At 67.1% G+C, this 15209-nt stretch carries 16 protein-coding genes and 1 tRNA gene; 6 read left to right on the top strand and 11 right to left on the bottom strand.

Annotated features, from left to right (window positions below; genetic code table 11):
* Positions 1-23: 23 nt before the first annotated feature.
* Complete coding sequence (locus CXP56_RS14095) at positions 24-1757, bottom strand: acyl-CoA dehydrogenase family protein (protein WP_051310326.1); 1734 nt, start codon at positions 1755-1757, stop codon at positions 24-26.
* A 110-nt stretch (positions 1758-1867) separates the two neighbouring features.
* Between CXP56_RS14095 and wzm the strand changes: the two genes are divergently transcribed.
* Together wzm and wzt are read left to right on the top strand one after the other, a co-directional pair.
* A complete protein-coding gene (gene wzm / locus CXP56_RS14090; protein WP_245566696.1) occupies positions 1868-2788 on the top strand; it encodes a galactan export ABC transporter permease subunit Wzm/RfbD in 921 nt (306 codons plus the stop codon).
* Between the two features lie 7 nt (positions 2789-2795).
* Positions 2796-3584 (top strand): galactan export ABC transporter ATP-binding subunit Wzt/RfbE, encoded by a 789-nt coding sequence (wzt, locus tag CXP56_RS14085; protein ID WP_028848353.1) that lies wholly within the window; start codon positions 2796-2798, stop codon positions 3582-3584.
* Positions 3585-3719: 135 nt separating this feature from the next.
* Here wzt and CXP56_RS14080 read toward each other — a convergent pair whose 3' ends face one another.
* Positions 3720-4382, bottom strand: coding sequence for a TetR/AcrR family transcriptional regulator (locus CXP56_RS14080; protein WP_286901401.1), 663 nt, complete (start codon positions 4380-4382; stop codon positions 3720-3722).
* Positions 4383-4529: 147 nt separating this feature from the next.
* On the opposite strand from CXP56_RS14080, the gene CXP56_RS14075 reads away from it, so the two are divergent.
* Complete coding sequence (locus CXP56_RS14075; RefSeq protein WP_051310325.1) at positions 4530-5522, top strand: ATP-binding cassette domain-containing protein; 993 nt, start codon at positions 4530-4532, stop codon at positions 5520-5522.
* 56 nt (positions 5523-5578) lie between these two features.
* Positions 5579-6355: an ABC transporter permease gene (locus CXP56_RS14070; protein ID WP_286901399.1), complete on the top strand. Its 777-nt coding sequence runs from the start codon at positions 5579-5581 to the stop codon at positions 6353-6355.
* Between the two features lie 14 nt (positions 6356-6369).
* Here the strand turns inward: CXP56_RS14070 and CXP56_RS14065 are convergent, their stop codons facing one another.
* Together CXP56_RS14065 and CXP56_RS14060 are read right to left on the bottom strand one after the other, a co-directional pair.
* On the bottom strand, positions 6370-6981 hold the full coding sequence (locus CXP56_RS14065; protein WP_028848349.1) for a TetR/AcrR family transcriptional regulator: 612 nt from the start codon (positions 6979-6981) through the stop codon (positions 6370-6372).
* A 111-nt stretch (positions 6982-7092) separates the two neighbouring features.
* Positions 7093-8127, bottom strand: coding sequence for a metallophosphoesterase (locus tag CXP56_RS14060; protein ID WP_028848348.1), 1035 nt, complete (start codon positions 8125-8127; stop codon positions 7093-7095).
* A gap of 128 nt (positions 8128-8255) precedes the next feature.
* Here CXP56_RS14060 and CXP56_RS14055 point away from each other — a divergent pair, with 128 nt between their 5' ends.
* The gene (locus tag CXP56_RS14055) at positions 8256-9782 is read left to right on the top strand and encodes an aldehyde dehydrogenase family protein (RefSeq protein WP_051310322.1); all 1527 of its coding nucleotides are present in this window, start codon (positions 8256-8258) and stop codon (positions 9780-9782) included.
* Positions 9783-9909: 127 nt separating this feature from the next.
* Here CXP56_RS14055 and CXP56_RS14050 read toward each other — a convergent pair whose 3' ends face one another.
* The 7 genes from CXP56_RS14050 to CXP56_RS14020 all read right to left on the bottom strand — a co-directional run bounded on the left by CXP56_RS14050 (position 9910) and on the right by CXP56_RS14020 (position 15004).
* The gene (locus CXP56_RS14050; protein WP_169725260.1) at positions 9910-10329 is read right to left on the bottom strand and encodes a hypothetical protein; all 420 of its coding nucleotides are present in this window, start codon (positions 10327-10329) and stop codon (positions 9910-9912) included.
* The gene (locus CXP56_RS14045; RefSeq protein ID WP_286901397.1) at positions 10310-10585 is read right to left on the bottom strand and encodes a hypothetical protein; all 276 of its coding nucleotides are present in this window, start codon (positions 10583-10585) and stop codon (positions 10310-10312) included. Before CXP56_RS14045 ends, CXP56_RS14050 begins: the two co-directional genes overlap by 20 nt.
* A 119-nt stretch (positions 10586-10704) precedes the next feature.
* The gene (locus CXP56_RS14040) at positions 10705-11592 is read right to left on the bottom strand and encodes a helix-turn-helix domain-containing protein (protein WP_038045435.1); all 888 of its coding nucleotides are present in this window, start codon (positions 11590-11592) and stop codon (positions 10705-10707) included.
* A complete protein-coding gene (locus CXP56_RS14035) occupies positions 11555-12019 on the bottom strand; it encodes a DUF6879 family protein (RefSeq protein ID WP_245566695.1) in 465 nt (154 codons plus the stop codon). The genes CXP56_RS14040 and CXP56_RS14035 overlap by 38 nt, the downstream gene beginning before the upstream one ends.
* Before the next feature lie 74 nt (positions 12020-12093).
* Positions 12094-12324: a hypothetical protein gene (locus CXP56_RS14030; protein ID WP_028848342.1), complete on the bottom strand. Its 231-nt coding sequence runs from the start codon at positions 12322-12324 to the stop codon at positions 12094-12096.
* A 268-nt stretch (positions 12325-12592) separates the two neighbouring features.
* The gene (locus CXP56_RS14025; protein ID WP_211227609.1) at positions 12593-14263 is read right to left on the bottom strand and encodes an amidohydrolase family protein; all 1671 of its coding nucleotides are present in this window, start codon (positions 14261-14263) and stop codon (positions 12593-12595) included.
* A gap of 282 nt (positions 14264-14545) precedes the next feature.
* Positions 14546-15004 (bottom strand): SRPBCC family protein, encoded by a 459-nt coding sequence (locus CXP56_RS14020; protein ID WP_084609309.1) that lies wholly within the window; start codon positions 15002-15004, stop codon positions 14546-14548.
* A 122-nt stretch (positions 15005-15126) separates the two neighbouring features.
* Here CXP56_RS14020 and CXP56_RS14015 point away from each other — a divergent pair.
* Positions 15127-15202: transfer RNA gene (locus CXP56_RS14015), tRNA-Lys, on the top strand.
* The last annotated feature ends 7 nt before the right edge of the window (positions 15203-15209 follow it).

Here is a 15209-nt window from a genome sequence, read left to right as displayed (position 1 = left end):
GCTCCACCGTGGTCGTCACCGGCTCAATGCAGCCGGGGCCCGTACCCTCCGTGGTTGTAGGCGAGCCGCGCGATGGAATGCATCGCGTCGTCGTCGTTGTGGTCGATCAGCCGCAGCTGGGATTCCACCCGCGCCGCAGCCCGGTCGCAGAACGAGTGCGCAATGAACTTCTCCTGCCCGGACGCCTCGACCCCTTGGTCCTCGAACAGCGCGCTCGTCCGGGACAGCGTCGCGACCTGGGCGTAGATGTCGGTCGCCGCGTCGGCCAGCCGTTTCTGGTGCCGCTGCCGCGATCGCACGTCCTTGCCGTACCGGCGCAACAGCGACTCCACCGCGGCGCGCAGCTTCTTGGTCTGGTCCGACACCGCGTCGGCTTGCTTGGCCAAGGCCGGGTGCACCGATTCGAGCCCGGCGGGCCGGAGCCTGCGGGTGATCTGCCCGCGCACGAACTCGGCGATGGTGCCGATGGTCCTGATCGGGTCGCTGAGGTTGATGCCGCGCAGGTCGTCGTACTCCTCGGCGACGACTTTCAGCCCGTTGAGCGCGATGAACGCGCGGAGCACGTCGTTGGCGCCTTCGAAGATCGGAAAGATCCGCGTGTCGCGCAGCGACTTGGCGATCGGCGAATCGGCCATGAACGCCGCACCGCCCAGCAGCTGGAAGACCCGGTTGACCGCGTACCAGTTGAACTCGGTGGCCGCGACCTTCGACATCGCCGACTCCAGCGAGTAGTCCGCCACCCCGGCATCGACCAGGCCGGTGGTCAGGTAGGCCAGCGACTCCAGCCCGTACAGGTAGCTGACCATCCAGGCGATCTTGTCCTCGACCAGCTCGAAGTCGGCCAACGGGACGCCGAACTGCTCGCGCTCGCTCGTGTGCTCGATCGCCTGCTCGATCAGGGCCTTCGTGCCGCCCACCACCCCGGTGCCCAGCGACATCCGGCCGTTGTTCAGCGTGGCCATGGCGATGCGGAAGCCGTCACCGGGTTCGCCGAGCACGTTCTCCTTGGGCACCCGCACGTCGGTGAACGTCAGCTTGCGCAGGTCGTTGCCGCGCAGGCCGAGGGTGTCGAAGCGGTGCGGCGCGTCGAACCCGTCCATGCCCTTCTCCAGGATCAGCGCGACGTGGCCGTTCTCGCACCGGGCGAACACGCACACCACGTCCTTGGCGCCGTTGCCGATCCAGCGCTTCTCCCCGTTCAGCACGAACGAGCCGTCCGCCTGCCGTTCCGCGTAGGACTGCACGTGGTAGGCGTCCGATCCGGCGTTCGGTTCGGTCAGCCCGAAGCCGGCCAGCTTCCGCCCGGCCGCGAGGTCCGGGAGAAACCGGGCCTTCTGCTCCTCGGTGCCGAACATGTGGATGGGCTTCATGCCGATGGACTGGTGCACGCCCATGACCACCGACAGCGTGGCGTCGATGCCGCCGAACTCCTCCATCACCCGGCAGTAGCCGGTCTGCGACAGCCCCTGCCCGCCGTACTCGGGCGAGACGTACAGCCCGAGCAGGCCACGTTCACCCAGGCCGCGGATGATGTCGTCGCCCACCCAGCGCTCCCGCTCGACCCGCCACGGGTCGTAGTGCTCGCCGAGGAATTCCCGCGCGGTGCCGATCAGCTCGTGCACCTTCTTGGCCTCCTCGCGGCTCAACTGCGGGTACGGGAACACCAGCTCGTCGAGCAGCACTCCGGAGAACATGGCTTTGGTGAACGACGAGGGGCTGGGCTGCGCCCCGCCGTCGGGCTGCGGGCGGTCGGTCATCACTTCATTGAACCGGCAGCGGCGCGATTCCGCGCGCCGAAGAACGAACGGACGACCTCCGCCCACGGTCGGCTCAAGCCGCGCGAACCTGCCGGGTACGCTCGTGCTCCGTGCAGGTGTCAACTCCCGCCCAGCCGGACGCTCCGGTGGCCACGCGGCGCAGCTGGGCTCGCGCGATCGCGGACATCCGCGACGGCTTGCGTGACCGGGAGCTGTGGAGCCACCTGGCCTGGCAGGACATCAAGCAGCGCTACCGCCGTTCGGTGCTGGGCCCGCTGTGGATCACGCTCAGCATGGGCGTGACCGCCATCGGCCTCGGCTTGCTCTACTCGCAGCTGTTCGGCGCGGAGATCGGCACGTTCCTGCCGTATCTGACGGTCGGTTTCATCGTCTGGAACTTCATCATCGGCTGCATGACCGAGGGCGCCGAGACGTTCATCCACAACGAGGCGCTGATCAAGCACCTGCCCGCGCCGCTGTCGGTGTACGCGCTGCGCACGGTGTACCGGCTGACGATCATGTTCGCCCACAACCTGATCGTCTACGCGATCATCCTGGTCATCTTCTTCGACGACCTGGCGCAGCCGTACCAGATCATCGAGGCGCAGCCGGGGGACTTCGAGTGGTGGCACCCCGGATTGAGCTGGACCGCGGTGCTGGCCGTCCCGGCGTTCGCCATGCTGGTGATCAACGGCGCGTGGGTGACGCTGCTGTTCGGCATCGTCTCGACCCGGTTCCGGGACATTCCGCAGCTCATCGTGGCGCTGTCCAGCCTGATGTTCTTCATGACCCCGATCGTGTGGTCGGCGGACATCCTGTACCAGAAGTTCGGCAACGTGGCAGGCTGGCGGGCGCTGGTGACCGACCTCAATCCGCTGTACCACTTCGTCGAGCTGCTGCGTGCCCCGATGATCGGCAACCAGCAGTCGTGGACGCACTGGCTGGTGGTCGGCATCATCACCGTCGTCGGATGGGGCCTGACGCTGGTGGCCATGCGCAACTACCGTTCCCGCGTCTCGTACTGGGTGTGAGCGACACATGGTGAGCATCGAACTCGAGCGGGCGTACGTCGATTTCCCGATCTTCGACGCCAAGTCGCGGTCGCTGAAGAAGCGGGTGCTCGGCAAGGTCGGCGGGAACATCGGCACCGACACCAAGGTCCCGGTCATCGAGGCCCTGCAGGACATCACGCTGTCGCTGTCCGAAGGCGACCGGGTGGGCCTGGTCGGGCACAACGGCGCGGGCAAGTCGACCTTGCTGCGGCTGCTTGCCGGGATCTACGAGCCGACCAGGGGCAGCTCGCGCATCGTCGGCCGGGTGGCGCCGGTGTTCGACCTGGGCATCGGCATGGACCCGGAGATCTCCGGCTACGAGAACATCATCATCCGCGGGCTGTTCCTCGGCATGTCTCGGCGGCAGATGGAGAAGCGGATCGACGACATCGCCGAGTTCACCGAGCTCGGCGACTACCTGCAGATGCCGCTGCGCACCTACTCGACCGGCATGCGGGTGCGGCTGGCGCTGGGCGTGGTGACCTCGATCGACCCGGAGATCCTGCTGCTGGACGAGGGCATCGGCGCGGTGGATGCGGCGTTCATGAACAAGGCGCGGGACCGGCTGGTCGACCTGGTCCGCCGTTCCGGCCTGCTGGTGTTCGCCTCCCACCAGGACGACCTGCTGCTCGAGCTGTGCACGTCGGCGGTGTGGATGGAAGGCGGCCGGATCAAGCAGCAGGGCCCGCTGCGCGAGGTGATCACCGCCTACAAGGGCAGGGATCCGTTCGAGACCATGCCCGCGGAGACGGCGGAGCGGCTCGGCGTCCACTGACGCGCCAGACCGCACCGACGCTCGGCAAACAGCACTGGCGCCGGGCAGACGGCACCGGCGCCCGGTTAGGCAACACTGACGTCGGCAGGCAGCACCGGTGCGACCGCGGCCGGCGCCCGGGCGGGCGAAGTGACGCTACGCGGACCGCTCGCGGCGCTGCATCAGCGCCTCCAGCCCGGCGATGATCGTCTCCAAGCCGAACTCGAAGTCGTCGTCGGCCTCGATGGCTTCGGCCGCGAACACCCCGGCCTGCAGGGCGCGCCAGACCGCCGGATGATCCTCGGCATTGATCAGTTGGCGCAGGTAGGCGCCGTAGTGGGCGAGCACCATGGCCTGGTCCGTGTTGGCTTCCGCCGCCTCGATGTCCGCGTTCAGCTGAACGTTGCTGCGCACGTGCATGCTGACCAACAGGACCGCGCCGACTTTTTCGCCCTCGGTCAACGCCGTGTCGGCAAGTGCGGCCAACCCGGCGTCGAACCACGCCATGTGGTTCGGCGTGATCGGCGGTCCGCTGATCGGCATCCGGACCATCCACGGGTAACGCTGGAACACCTCGCGGTGCGCCTGGGCCCACATGATCAGTCGCTCTCGCCAGCCTGCGTCGTCCGGGAACCGGGGCGGCTTCTCCAACGGCAGGTCGAACATCAGCATCAGCAGCTCGTCCTTGGACGCCACGTGGCGATACAGCGCCATCGGTGACGAGCCGAGCTCCGCGGCCACGCGATTCATGGAGACCGCTTCCAGGCCTTCGGCGTTCGCCACCCGCACCGCGGCGGCCACGATGCGCTCGGCGTTCAATGCCGGCCGAGGTCCGCGCCCCGACGGCGCGCGTCGGCCCCAGGCGAGCTCGAGGCTCGAGGGAAGTTCCGGGCGCTCCGCCATGTGCCTCCGACCTGTCGCAGTTGCTCCTCATCCTAAAACTGCGTATGGTGTACGCAACAGCGTATGGCGTACGCAGTCAAGGAGCTTGCGGTGACCGAAGAACTGGCCGTGGCGGCCCACGGACTGGAGAAGTCGTACGGAAACGTGCACGTCCTGCGCGGTGTCGACCTGCACGTCGAACGGGGCAGCGTCTTCGCCTTGCTGGGGCCGAACGGCGCGGGCAAGACCACGACGGTGCGAATCCTGTCGACACTGCTGCCACCGGACGTCGGGACCGCGCGGGTGGCGGGGTACGACGTCGTGCGGGAGCGCACGAAAGTGCGCCGCAGGATCAGCCTCACCGGACAGTACGCCGCCGTCGACGAGGATCAGACCGGCACCGAGAACCTGGTCATGATGGCGCGACTGCGCGGCTTCCGGCGGGCAGCGGCGCGCGCCCGGGCCGCGGAGCTTCTGGAGCGCTTCGACCTGACCGAGGCCGCCGGCCGGCGCGTCGGCACCTACTCCGGCGGCATGCGGCGGCGCCTGGACCTGGCAGCCAGCCTGGTGACCGAGCCCGCGGTGCTGTTCCTGGACGAGCCGACCACCGGCTTGGATCCGCGCAGCAGGCTGGCCCTGTGGCAGGCGATCAAGGACCTGGTCGCTCGTGGCGTCACCGTCGTGCTGACCACGCAGTACCTGGAGGAAGCCGACGAGCTCGCCGACCGCATCGCGGTGCTCGACCACGGCACGATCGTCGCGGAAGGCACGGCCGCGGAACTCAAACAGAAGGTGGCCGACACCCGGCTGGACATCACGTTCGTCGACCGAGCGAGCTTTCGGGCGGCATCGGCCAAGCTCGGCGACGCGGTGGTGTCGGCCGAGCCGGAGGAGCTGCGGCTGGCGACCGTCACCGACGGCAGCGCCGCCCATGTCCGGTCGCTGCTGGACGACATCGATCCGAGCCGGACGACGATCGCGCACTTCCGCACCCGTACCGCCTCGCTCGACGACGTCTTCCTGGCCCTGACCGGCCGCCCGGCGCAGGAACGCCCGAAGGAACCCGCCCACGCCTGAGCTCCGCCGTCGCATCTCGCACGCATCAAGGCGCGCAACACCTCGAAGGAACTCCCATGCCAGAGCACATCGCACCTGCCCCGTCACGCGTCGGCGACCTGATCACCATGGCCGCCAGGAGCCTGCGGCTGACCAGCCGCAACGCGGAGGCGCTGCTGATCTCGCTGACGCTGCCGGTCATCCTGATGCTGCTGTTCGTCTACCTGTTCGGCGGCGCGATCGACACCGGCACGGCGTATGTCACCTACGTCGTTCCCGGCGTCCTGCTGCTCTGCGCGGGATTCGGCGCATCCCTCACCGCGCAAACGGTCAGCACCGACATGTCGTCCGGCGCCATCGATCGGTTCCGGTCCATGGACGTCTCCGGCGCGGCGGTGCTGACCGGGCACGTGACCGCCAGCCTCGCCCGCAACGTCGTGTCCACCGCCCTGGTGCTGGCGGTGGCGTTCGCCATCGGTTTCCGGCCCGTCGCCGGGCTTCGGGAGTGGTTGCTGGCCGCCGGTGTCGTGGTCATGTTCGTGTTGGCCATCTCCGCGGTATCGGCGGTGATCGGCCTGCTGGCCCGCACCCAGGAGGGTGCCAGCGGATTCACGTTCTTCATGACCTTCCTGCCGTACCCGAGCAGTGCTTTCGTCCCGGTCGACACCATGCCGGGGTGGGTGCAGGGTTTCGCCGAGAATCAGCCCGTCACGCCGGTCATCGAAACGCTGCGCGCACTGCTGCTGGGCGGTCCCGCCGGCTCGAACGCCCTGCTGGCCGCGGCGTGGTGCGGCGGGATCTTCGTGGTGTCCGTGCTGCTGGCACGGGTGCTGTTCCACCGGCGCGTCCGGTGAGCGCGGTGACGGAGCTAGGCGCGCTGGGTGACGTTCTGCTCGGCGAGGGCCACCAGCTGCTCGACGTAGAGATCCAGCACCGCAAGGGTCGCTTCGGTGTCGCGATCGACGATCCACGCCAGCGTCACCCCGTCGACCGCGCTCTGCACCTTGCGAGCCAGCACGTCCAACGGCACTCTCCAACGCACCCCGGCAGCCTGGGCGACGGCAGTCAGGAACGCCCGCGCGTACTCCAGGTGCAACTCGTACTGCCGCCGCGCCACCCGGGCCAGCGCGGGATTTCGCAGGGCGTACTGGGTCAGCTCGTAGCTCAGCTGGTACTCGGTGGGAAACCGCTCCACGCGATCCCAGTACTCGCGGATGCCCGCGCGCACCATGTCCTCGAACCCTGCCCGCGGATCCACGCTGTCCAGCACCGCGCGCAGATGCCGCTCGTGCAGCGTCTCGATGACCTGCAGCAGCATGTCCTCTTTGGACTTGAAGCAGTAGTGGAACAGCCCGAGGTGGACACCTGCCTCGTTGACGATGGCGCGGGTGGTGGCCTTCGCGACGCCATCCCGGGCCATCACCGTGATCGCCGCGTCGACGAGATCACGACGACGCACGTCGACCGGGACCCTGGACATGCGCATTACGCTACGCAGCCCCGGTAGTGCGTCAAGCGTCCAACACGCCGCATCCGGCTGCTCCGCCCGGCCCAGATCGGGGCCATAGAGGGGCGTCGACGTCAATCGCGGTCAGGCCAGCTGCCGCTGGTACGCCAGCTCAGCGCGCTGGGTGGCCGGATCGACGGTGTAGACGCGGACGCCGACGGAACTGCTGGTGATGTCCAGCAGCATGAACCCGAGGGTGTCGAACCGCTGGAAGTAGGCGGGATTGTCGCCGCCACCATGCCCGGACGTCTTCCCCGCCGCGCCGCTGACCAGCTGGATCGTGCCCTTCGTGGCCGGGGTCGGCTTGAGCACCTGGAGGGTGTGGTCGTGGCCGGCGAGCATGAACTGGGCCCGGCCGAGCACGAGGTCCTCGAAGAACTTCTTCACGTAGGCGCCGTTGGCGTGCGGAAGCAGCGGCGGTACTCCGTCGTAGGCGCCGGCATTCCCGTGTGAGCCGTTGCTCAGATACGGGTAGTGGTTGCAGACGAACTTCCACTTCGCCCGCGAGGTGGCCAGCCGTTGCTTCAACCATTCGCGCTGTTTGCGCATGTAGGGGCCGTAGGGCGCCCAGTAGAGCAACTTCGGCAGGTAGGCGGTGAGCGGGTTGAGGTCGAGCACGAAGAATTCGGCCACCGGGTCGTGGTCGGGCACCGCGACCGAGTAGTAGCGGGACGGCATCCACCAGCGCGGGGAGCGCTCGTGATAGCCGACTTCGTTGTTGCCGCGCAGCAGCCAGCTGCCGTCACCGGGGATGAGCAGGCTGTTGTCGTGGTTGCCCAAGGCCATCAGCCACGGCACGTCCAGCCCGGTGTTGGGCACCTCGAATTTGTCCGCGAACTCGTCGTCGTCCGGGGTCTCCGGCCCGTTCTCGTAGATGTTGTCGCCGAGCCCGAGCGCCAGCGACAGCCGCTCGCCGGCCAGTACCTGCCGTGCGGCCGCGGTGACCGCGTACTGCGACGCATTGCCGGTGCCTGCGTCGCCGGTGACCAGCACGGTGAGTTCCGGCGTCGTGGGGAACGGGAACTTGGTGACCGTGGTCGCCCGAGCCACACCGGGCACCAACAGGGCGCCTGCGGCGGCGGCTCCTACGAGGGCACTGCGCCTGCTGAACTCCGTCATGACCGACCTCCGGACTGGGCGAAGCTGGCGGGAATCTTGCCGTGCCGAGCGGCGCTGGTCCAGCGGATCGCCGTTGACTTGGTCAGTTGTCCGAGTGAAGATGGACCTCCGGTCACCTGGGAGGTCCCATGTCGGTCACGGCGTCCACGGAGTCCACGCAGTCCATGTCGAGCGCGCCCGCGGGCGAGGTACTGGAATCGCTCAACCCCGCGACCGGTGAGGTCGTCGGGACGTATCCGGTGCACGACGAGGAGGCGGTGGCGGAGGCTGTCGCGCGGGCCAGGAAGGCCGCACGCTGGTGGTCGGGGCTCGGGTTCGACGAGCGCAAGAACCGGCTGCTGGCCTGGAAACGCACCATCGTCCGGCGCATCGACGAGCTCGCCCGGCTGATGCATGCGGAGACGGGCAAGCCGACCGACGACGCGCGGTTGGAGACCATCGGCGCCATCGAGCACATCGACTGGGCGGCCAAGCACGCGCGCAAGGTGCTGGGCCCGCGCAAGGTGCGCACCGGGCCGCTGGCCATGAACCTCGCCGCGAGCGTGCAGTACCAGCCGCTGGGCGTCATCGGCGTGATCGGGCCGTGGAACTACCCGATCCTGACACCGGTCGGCTCGATCGCGTATGCGCTGGCCGCGGGCAACGCGGTGGTGTTCAAGCCGAGCGAGCACTCGCCGGGGGTGGGGGCCTGGATCGCCGAGACGTTCGCCGAGGCCGTACCGGAGGAGCCGGTGTTGCAGGTCGTCACCGGGTTCGGGCCGACAGGGGCGGCGCTGTGCCGGAGCGGGGTCGACAAGGTGGCGTTCACCGGGTCGACGGCCACCGGCAAGAAGGTGATGGCCACCTGCGCGGAAACGCTCACGCCGGTGATCGTGGAGGCAGGCGGCAAGGACGCGGTCATCGTGGCCGACGACGCGGACATCGAAGCCGCGGCGGAGGCTGTGGCGTTCGGCGCCATGGGCAACGCCGGTCAGACGTGCGTGGGGATCGAGCGCGCCTACGTCACCGAGAAGGTCTTCGACGCCTTCGTGGACCGGGTCGCCACGATCGCCGCGGGCATCCGGGTCGGCGCGCAGGAGGATGCGCAGCTCGGGCCGATCACCATGCCGAGCCAGGTGGAGATCATCCGCAAGCACATCACGGATGCCGTGGAGCGTGGCGGGAAGGCGGTGGTCGGCGGGCCCGAGTCGGTCCGGCCGCCGTTCGTGCATCCGGTGGTGCTGACCGACGTGCCGGAGGACTCCGCGGCGATGACCGAGGAGACGTTCGGGCCGACCATCACCATCAACCGGGTGCGCGACCTCGAGGAGGCGGTGGCCAAGGCGAACGCCACCCGCTACGGCCTGGGTTCGGCGGTGTATACGCGCTCGACGTCGAAGGCAATGGAGATCGCCCGCCGGCTGCGCAGCGGAATGACGTCGATCAACTCGGTGCAGACGTACGCCATGGTCGGCGCGTTGCCGTTCGGTGGGCTCGGGGACTCCGGTTTCGGGCGCATTCACGGACCGGACGGCCTGCGCGAGTTCGCGGCGGCCAAGTCCATCGCGCGGCAGAAGTACCGCATGCCGTTGCCGTTGCTGTCGTTCGCGCGGAAGCCGCGGCACATGAAACTGGTGATGTGGGTCGTGCGGCTGCTGCACGGCCGGGGGCGGTGAGTCCCCACCGCCGAGTCGACATCACGCCCCGCGTTCGCGCACATGCAGTAGTTCCGCCGTGCACTGAGCTTGGTGCGTGGGTGCTCGCCAACCGCAGGACGATTTCCCTACCGTGGCAGTGACTGCGTCAGCCGCCTTGAGTGCTCGCGGTCGTCATATGGTGCTCGCATTGACGACGACTCACTGCTTCCACGAACAGCTCAACACGACGCGGTGGGTGGTAGACGTCGACATAGACCGAATCACCGCGCGAAGCAATCAACATGTGCTCGCCGTACAGATGGGCCAAGTCTTCGGCGTCTTTGATCTCGACCCATTCGTGATCGGCGACAGCGGACACCGCACGGCGTGCCCCGAGATTGAGCATTCGTTGCTCGATCCATTCCGCGACCGCAAACGGGTTGTCCAGAACCGTGTCAGGCTCTCGCTGCAACCGCCGCCACCGCGACACAGGATCGTCGACCGAGTCGAGAACCATGTAAGCGTGCCAGTGCTTGCCGCGCCAGGTACTCGACGCCCCGAAGAAGCTACTCGGCATCGGCATCACCGGAAGCACGGTCGGCGCGGGCCATCACCGTCTCGCCGATGCGGCGGATGCGTTCGCCGAGCGCCTTCTGCACACCTGTAGGCAGATCGAGCAGGTCTTCCAGATCGCCGAGGAGGATCAGCAGGGTGCGAATGATCCCCGGCCGCACCTGCGCGATCCGTTCGAAAAGTCGACGATCCGCGGCGACAGCCTGCAAGAACTCGCGCGAGTACGTGCTGGGCTGTCCCGCGTCCCTGCTCGCGCTGCTGACCAGCACCGAAGCCTCCTCATCATCGGACGTCTGTCGACACGCCCCGAGAAGGTAGGGAACGGACGGCTACCCGACTAGGAATATTCGCCAATATTCCCTGGCAGACTTGGAAATTCTCTCGTTGTCTACTGGCCGTCAGGTTCTTCAGTCGCAGCCAGCTCGTCAGCGACGCGCACGATGATTTCTCGCGCCAGGTGGCCATGGCGCGCGAGGGACGCGAAATGATCAAAGACCTTACGGTAGAGGTCTATTTCTTCTGGTTGCACGAGCGTCAGTTCAGCGGAATACGTCTCCACGACGACGCGTTCGTCGTCACGGAGCCAAAAGCCGTGCCAAGGACCTATCGCATACCTGGCGTCGAAGCCGATGATTCCGAATCGCACATTGGGTAGCGTCGACAGCGATACGAGCCGGTCCAACTGAGCAAGCATCACGTGACGCGGAACCAAGCGAATCCGCAGCGCAGCCTCGGTGATGATGAAGTGGAACCGCTTGTCTTCGCGGTAGAGCAGTTCTTGCCGCTTCATCCGCGCCTGTACTGCTTGGTTGACGTCGTTGGCCGCACCATGCAGTACGACCCCCTGCGCCAGCTGGGACTTGGCGTAATCCGGAGTCTGCAGCAGTCCCGGGACCACGGTAGATTCAAAGACTCGAAAAAGGCGCGTCTTGGCGTCGAGTTCGAGGATCTCACGCTGATGCCGACGTAGGCCGGGCCGCAGGACGCGCTGCCAGTCCGCATGACGCTCCTCGAGGACCTGCAGCTCCAGCAGTAGCTCTTCGGTTCGCGCTTCGGCGCCGGTCCCGCGAGTCCACGCTCGGATGTCGTCCGCACTGGGGGTTTGCCGGCCGGTCTCCAACTTGGAGACCTTGGACTGCGTCCACGACAACACTTCCGCGAGCTGCGTGCCGGTGAGGCCGGCGGCACGGCGCAGCTCGCGGAGCCGCTTGCCCAAGGCGGCACGCGCCGCATGGATGTCAGGTGTGACCGGACCGTTCGTCGGCGGCAAACTCATCCCGTCTCACGGCGTGATGCCATGCGACATCGCGCCAGTAGTTGTGTTGCACGACTTCGGCTGGATCTTCGATGATTGTACCGCCTAAGAACTGATCGCAATCGTCGTAGTCCATGCGCACCAGAAGCCGCGAATCGAACAGCCAATAGTCATGGTTCGGCAATCCGGCCGCACGCGCCCGTTCCCTCTGCAGGTAGCGAATGTCCTCCCCTGCCGCATTGTTGTGCTGCGCTACTTCCAAGCTCCACCTGGCGTAGTCGCTCATGGGTTCGTCGACGACCCGCACACGTTGGAACTGCTTGCCTTCACTGGTCGCCGCTCGCACTGTCTCGAGCCAGTCGTCCATCCAAGACAGGTCGTACGGCTCACCGGCAAGGAACTTTCGAAATGCCTCTTCTTCGATCGACACCGCATACGCGGAGCGCACCTCCAGACGAAATGCGGTGTGCTCGAACTGCCGGAAGAGCTCCCTGAGCTCCGAACCGGGATGAATGCGACGGCTCAGCTCTCCTCCCCGTGGTCGCGCCGCGTGTAGAACTTCAGCACTTCTTCCGGCACCTCGACGAGGGTCTCACCCTCGGGTACGGGCCCGACGTCACGCAAGACTTCCGGATCCCTCACCACCCAGCCTTGGACGATGTACGTCCTGCGATCAGTCCGATCGGTGGCGAACAACGTGGGAGAAGTCCCGACAGTGGACTCCGGATCTTTCCCCAAGAACCGTACTCTCATGCATCTCCTCGAATATTCGCGACTATTCTTGCCAACTTCGCGCGCGGGGTGTCGAGCGTCAACTCCCCGGATGGGCGATGGCCGAACGTCACAGGCCGAGTGCACGAGTCGGGATGCCGGCACACCCGTTGACGCGATGTGAGTTCCGGACATGCCCTCACGCTGGTACGACGCAGCCGACACCGGCGTCGACGGCGACGACGGCCCAGCAGCCGACGGACTGCCGCCTCCTTGCAACCGCGGCGACCTTGGCGGAACGCTCGCCGGATCAGCGCCCTTGCTGGGCGCGCTCCCACATCTGCAGGTAGGCCTCCGCGCCGTTGACCATGTCGGCGACGAATTCCTCGGCGTCGGCGCCGGCCTCCAGCCGCACGGCCTCCAACCAATCCGGCGTCAGCCCTTCGTGCGCCAGGCCGTCGGTGTTGAAGTCCCAGGCCCGCTTGCCCCAGATCTGCTTGTGCAGCTTCGCTTTGCCGTCATAGGAAGTGAACGGGTACTCGATGCGCGGGCTTTCGCCGGCCTTGGGCAGGCTCAGGTGCAAACCGTTCTGGTCCAGCCCGAAGCCGAAGCCGAACTGGTAGCGCGGGTCGGCGACGGCCTTGACCTTGCGCCAGATGTCCGCCGTGTGGCCGTGCGGCTCGACGATCGGCGTGATCATGCCGCCGAGCTTGGCGACTCGCTCGTAGTAGCCCTGGTCCATCCAGTCGTGGCCGGAGATGACGCCGCTGTAGTTGTGCTCCTCCAGCACTTTCAGCGTCTCGTCGGCGGCTTTCACGCTCTGGTGGTCCAGCTCGACGATCATGCCGCGCTTCATCATGCCTTCCAGGGCGTACTTGCCCAGTTCGGTCAGGCCGAGCTTGTTGCAGTGCGGTGCCTTCGGATAGATCGGCAACGTCACCGGGTCCACCACGCCCTGCAGCTTGCTCCACAGCAGCGCGAGCACGCCGGCGTCGGCGGGCGGGATGGTGTTGTCGTGGTGCGGCCCCGTGCAGGTCTCGGCCTGCCAGAACTGGCCGGTGGTGATGAAGTTGCCGAGGTTGACCACGACGCCGTTGGTGCCGGAGTCGAAGCGGACACCGCACAGCGCATTGTCGTACTTGTGGCACAGGAACATGCTGCGCACGCCGAGGTCGTAGACCTCGTCCAAGCCGCGGTCGATGTCTTCCTTGGTGCACTGCGGCTTGCCGAGCTTGCGCGAGCAGCCGAAGGGCTCGGAGGTTTCGATGCCCAGAATGACGGCCATCTTGCCTTCTGCGATGACCTCGCGGGCCTCCTGCGGGCTCCCCACGATGCGGTACCAGCCCTTGCCCGGACCGCCCGACTTGGCGTCGACGTAGGCCTCGAAGGCGCGCGCCTCTTGCGCCTGCGCGCGGATGGCGTCCATCTCGTCGCACGATGCGCGGCGCGGCGTGTAAATCATGCAAAGCCCGCGGTTGGTCACCAGGTGGTCGACGTAGAGCCGCACGCCCGCGCGCCAGGCGCGTTCGATGCCCTTGTAGTAGGTGGCGTTGTGGGTCGCCGAGTCGGGACGCGGCCAGTCGGTGAACGTCGGCCATCCGGTGGTGCTGTGCGGGGTGAGCAGCGACTGCCCGCTGGCCAGCTGCTCGAACCACGCCGGTATGCCGAACGGCTCGTGCTCCGGGCAGTCGACCATGGCCTTGGTGATGCCCTCGACGTCGAAGGTCTTGCCGCAGAACGGACCCTGGCCGAAGCCCTTGTACGACCAGTGGTGGTTGTGTGACTGGAACAGCCCGTGGACGGGTTTGCCCAGTTCGTTGTCGTCGAACGCGAAGCCTTCGACGTTGACCTCCGCCTCTGGCTGGTCGCTGGCCGTCGCCGCACGCTGTGTTTCCTGGCTCAGGCTCCACCCGCCGAGCAGGACGGCGGTGAAGGTGAGAGCGGCGGCGACCCGAAGACCGGAGATCAGGCGAACGGACACGGCGCACCTCGCAGCAGGCCGGCAGCAGGGAAACGTGAGATTAGTTCATGATTTTTTGCGCGGCCAGAGCCGAGGGAGAAGTTTCCACCTTTCGCCGTATCGTCGAGCCCGTTGGGTCAGGCCGGAGGAGAGCATGCGGGATCGCCGATGGACGTCACCGGATGCCAGTCCGGCCCACGGCCCGTTCCCGCCGACGCAGCAGGTCGTAGCCGGCAACGCCGTGGGACTACCTGGCGCCGGGGACTACCTGGATCGGCAGCCCCGGCGACGTCTTCGGCCGTCTCAGCCAAGCTGACGCTTGGCGGCGTCGAAGATCTGGTTGAACGTGCTGGCGAACATGCCCTTCGTCAGCCGGGCGACGAAGCTGCCACCGGAAGTCGGCGGCAGGTCGAAGCTGCACTCCCATCGGGCGCGCGAACCGCCACCGTCGACCGGCGTCACGGTGATCAAGCCGCCGAGGTGCCGCATGGGCGGGAACGACTGAACGATCTGGTAGCCGTAGCGGTAGGGGCGGTCGCACTCGACGATGTCCTCACGGAACCATGCCCCGACCGCCAGGACTTCCCGCCGAGCGCCCTTCCCCCACACGTATCCCTCGCCGTCGCGAGTGCGCCGCACCCGCAGCACCAGCCGCGCGGTCATGAGGTTGTTGCCGTCGGTGATCCAGTCGAAAACGGCTTCCGGGTCGGCCGCGAAGGTCCGCTCCACCGCCAACGCCACCATCGGTTCTGCTGCGTTCATCACGCACCCCCTCGTTCTGCGAACCCTGGCCGGGGCAGGGTACGTGACCAGGGTGAAGATCGCACCTTGACAGCCGGTAGGCTCTCTACCAGCGCGGCTGGTGCCGGTACGCTGACTGACGAGGGTCGTTAGCTCAATTGGTAGAGCTGCGGACTTTTAATCCGTAGGTTCCGGGTTCGAGCCCCGGGCGACCCACCAAAACCCC

Origin of the sequence: Thermocrispum sp. (genome assembly GCF_002919275.1) — a bacterium.
GTDB classification, from domain to species: domain Bacteria; phylum Actinomycetota; class Actinomycetes; order Mycobacteriales; family Pseudonocardiaceae; genus Thermocrispum; species Thermocrispum agreste.
This window is presented reverse-complemented; position numbering and strand designations above follow the sequence as displayed.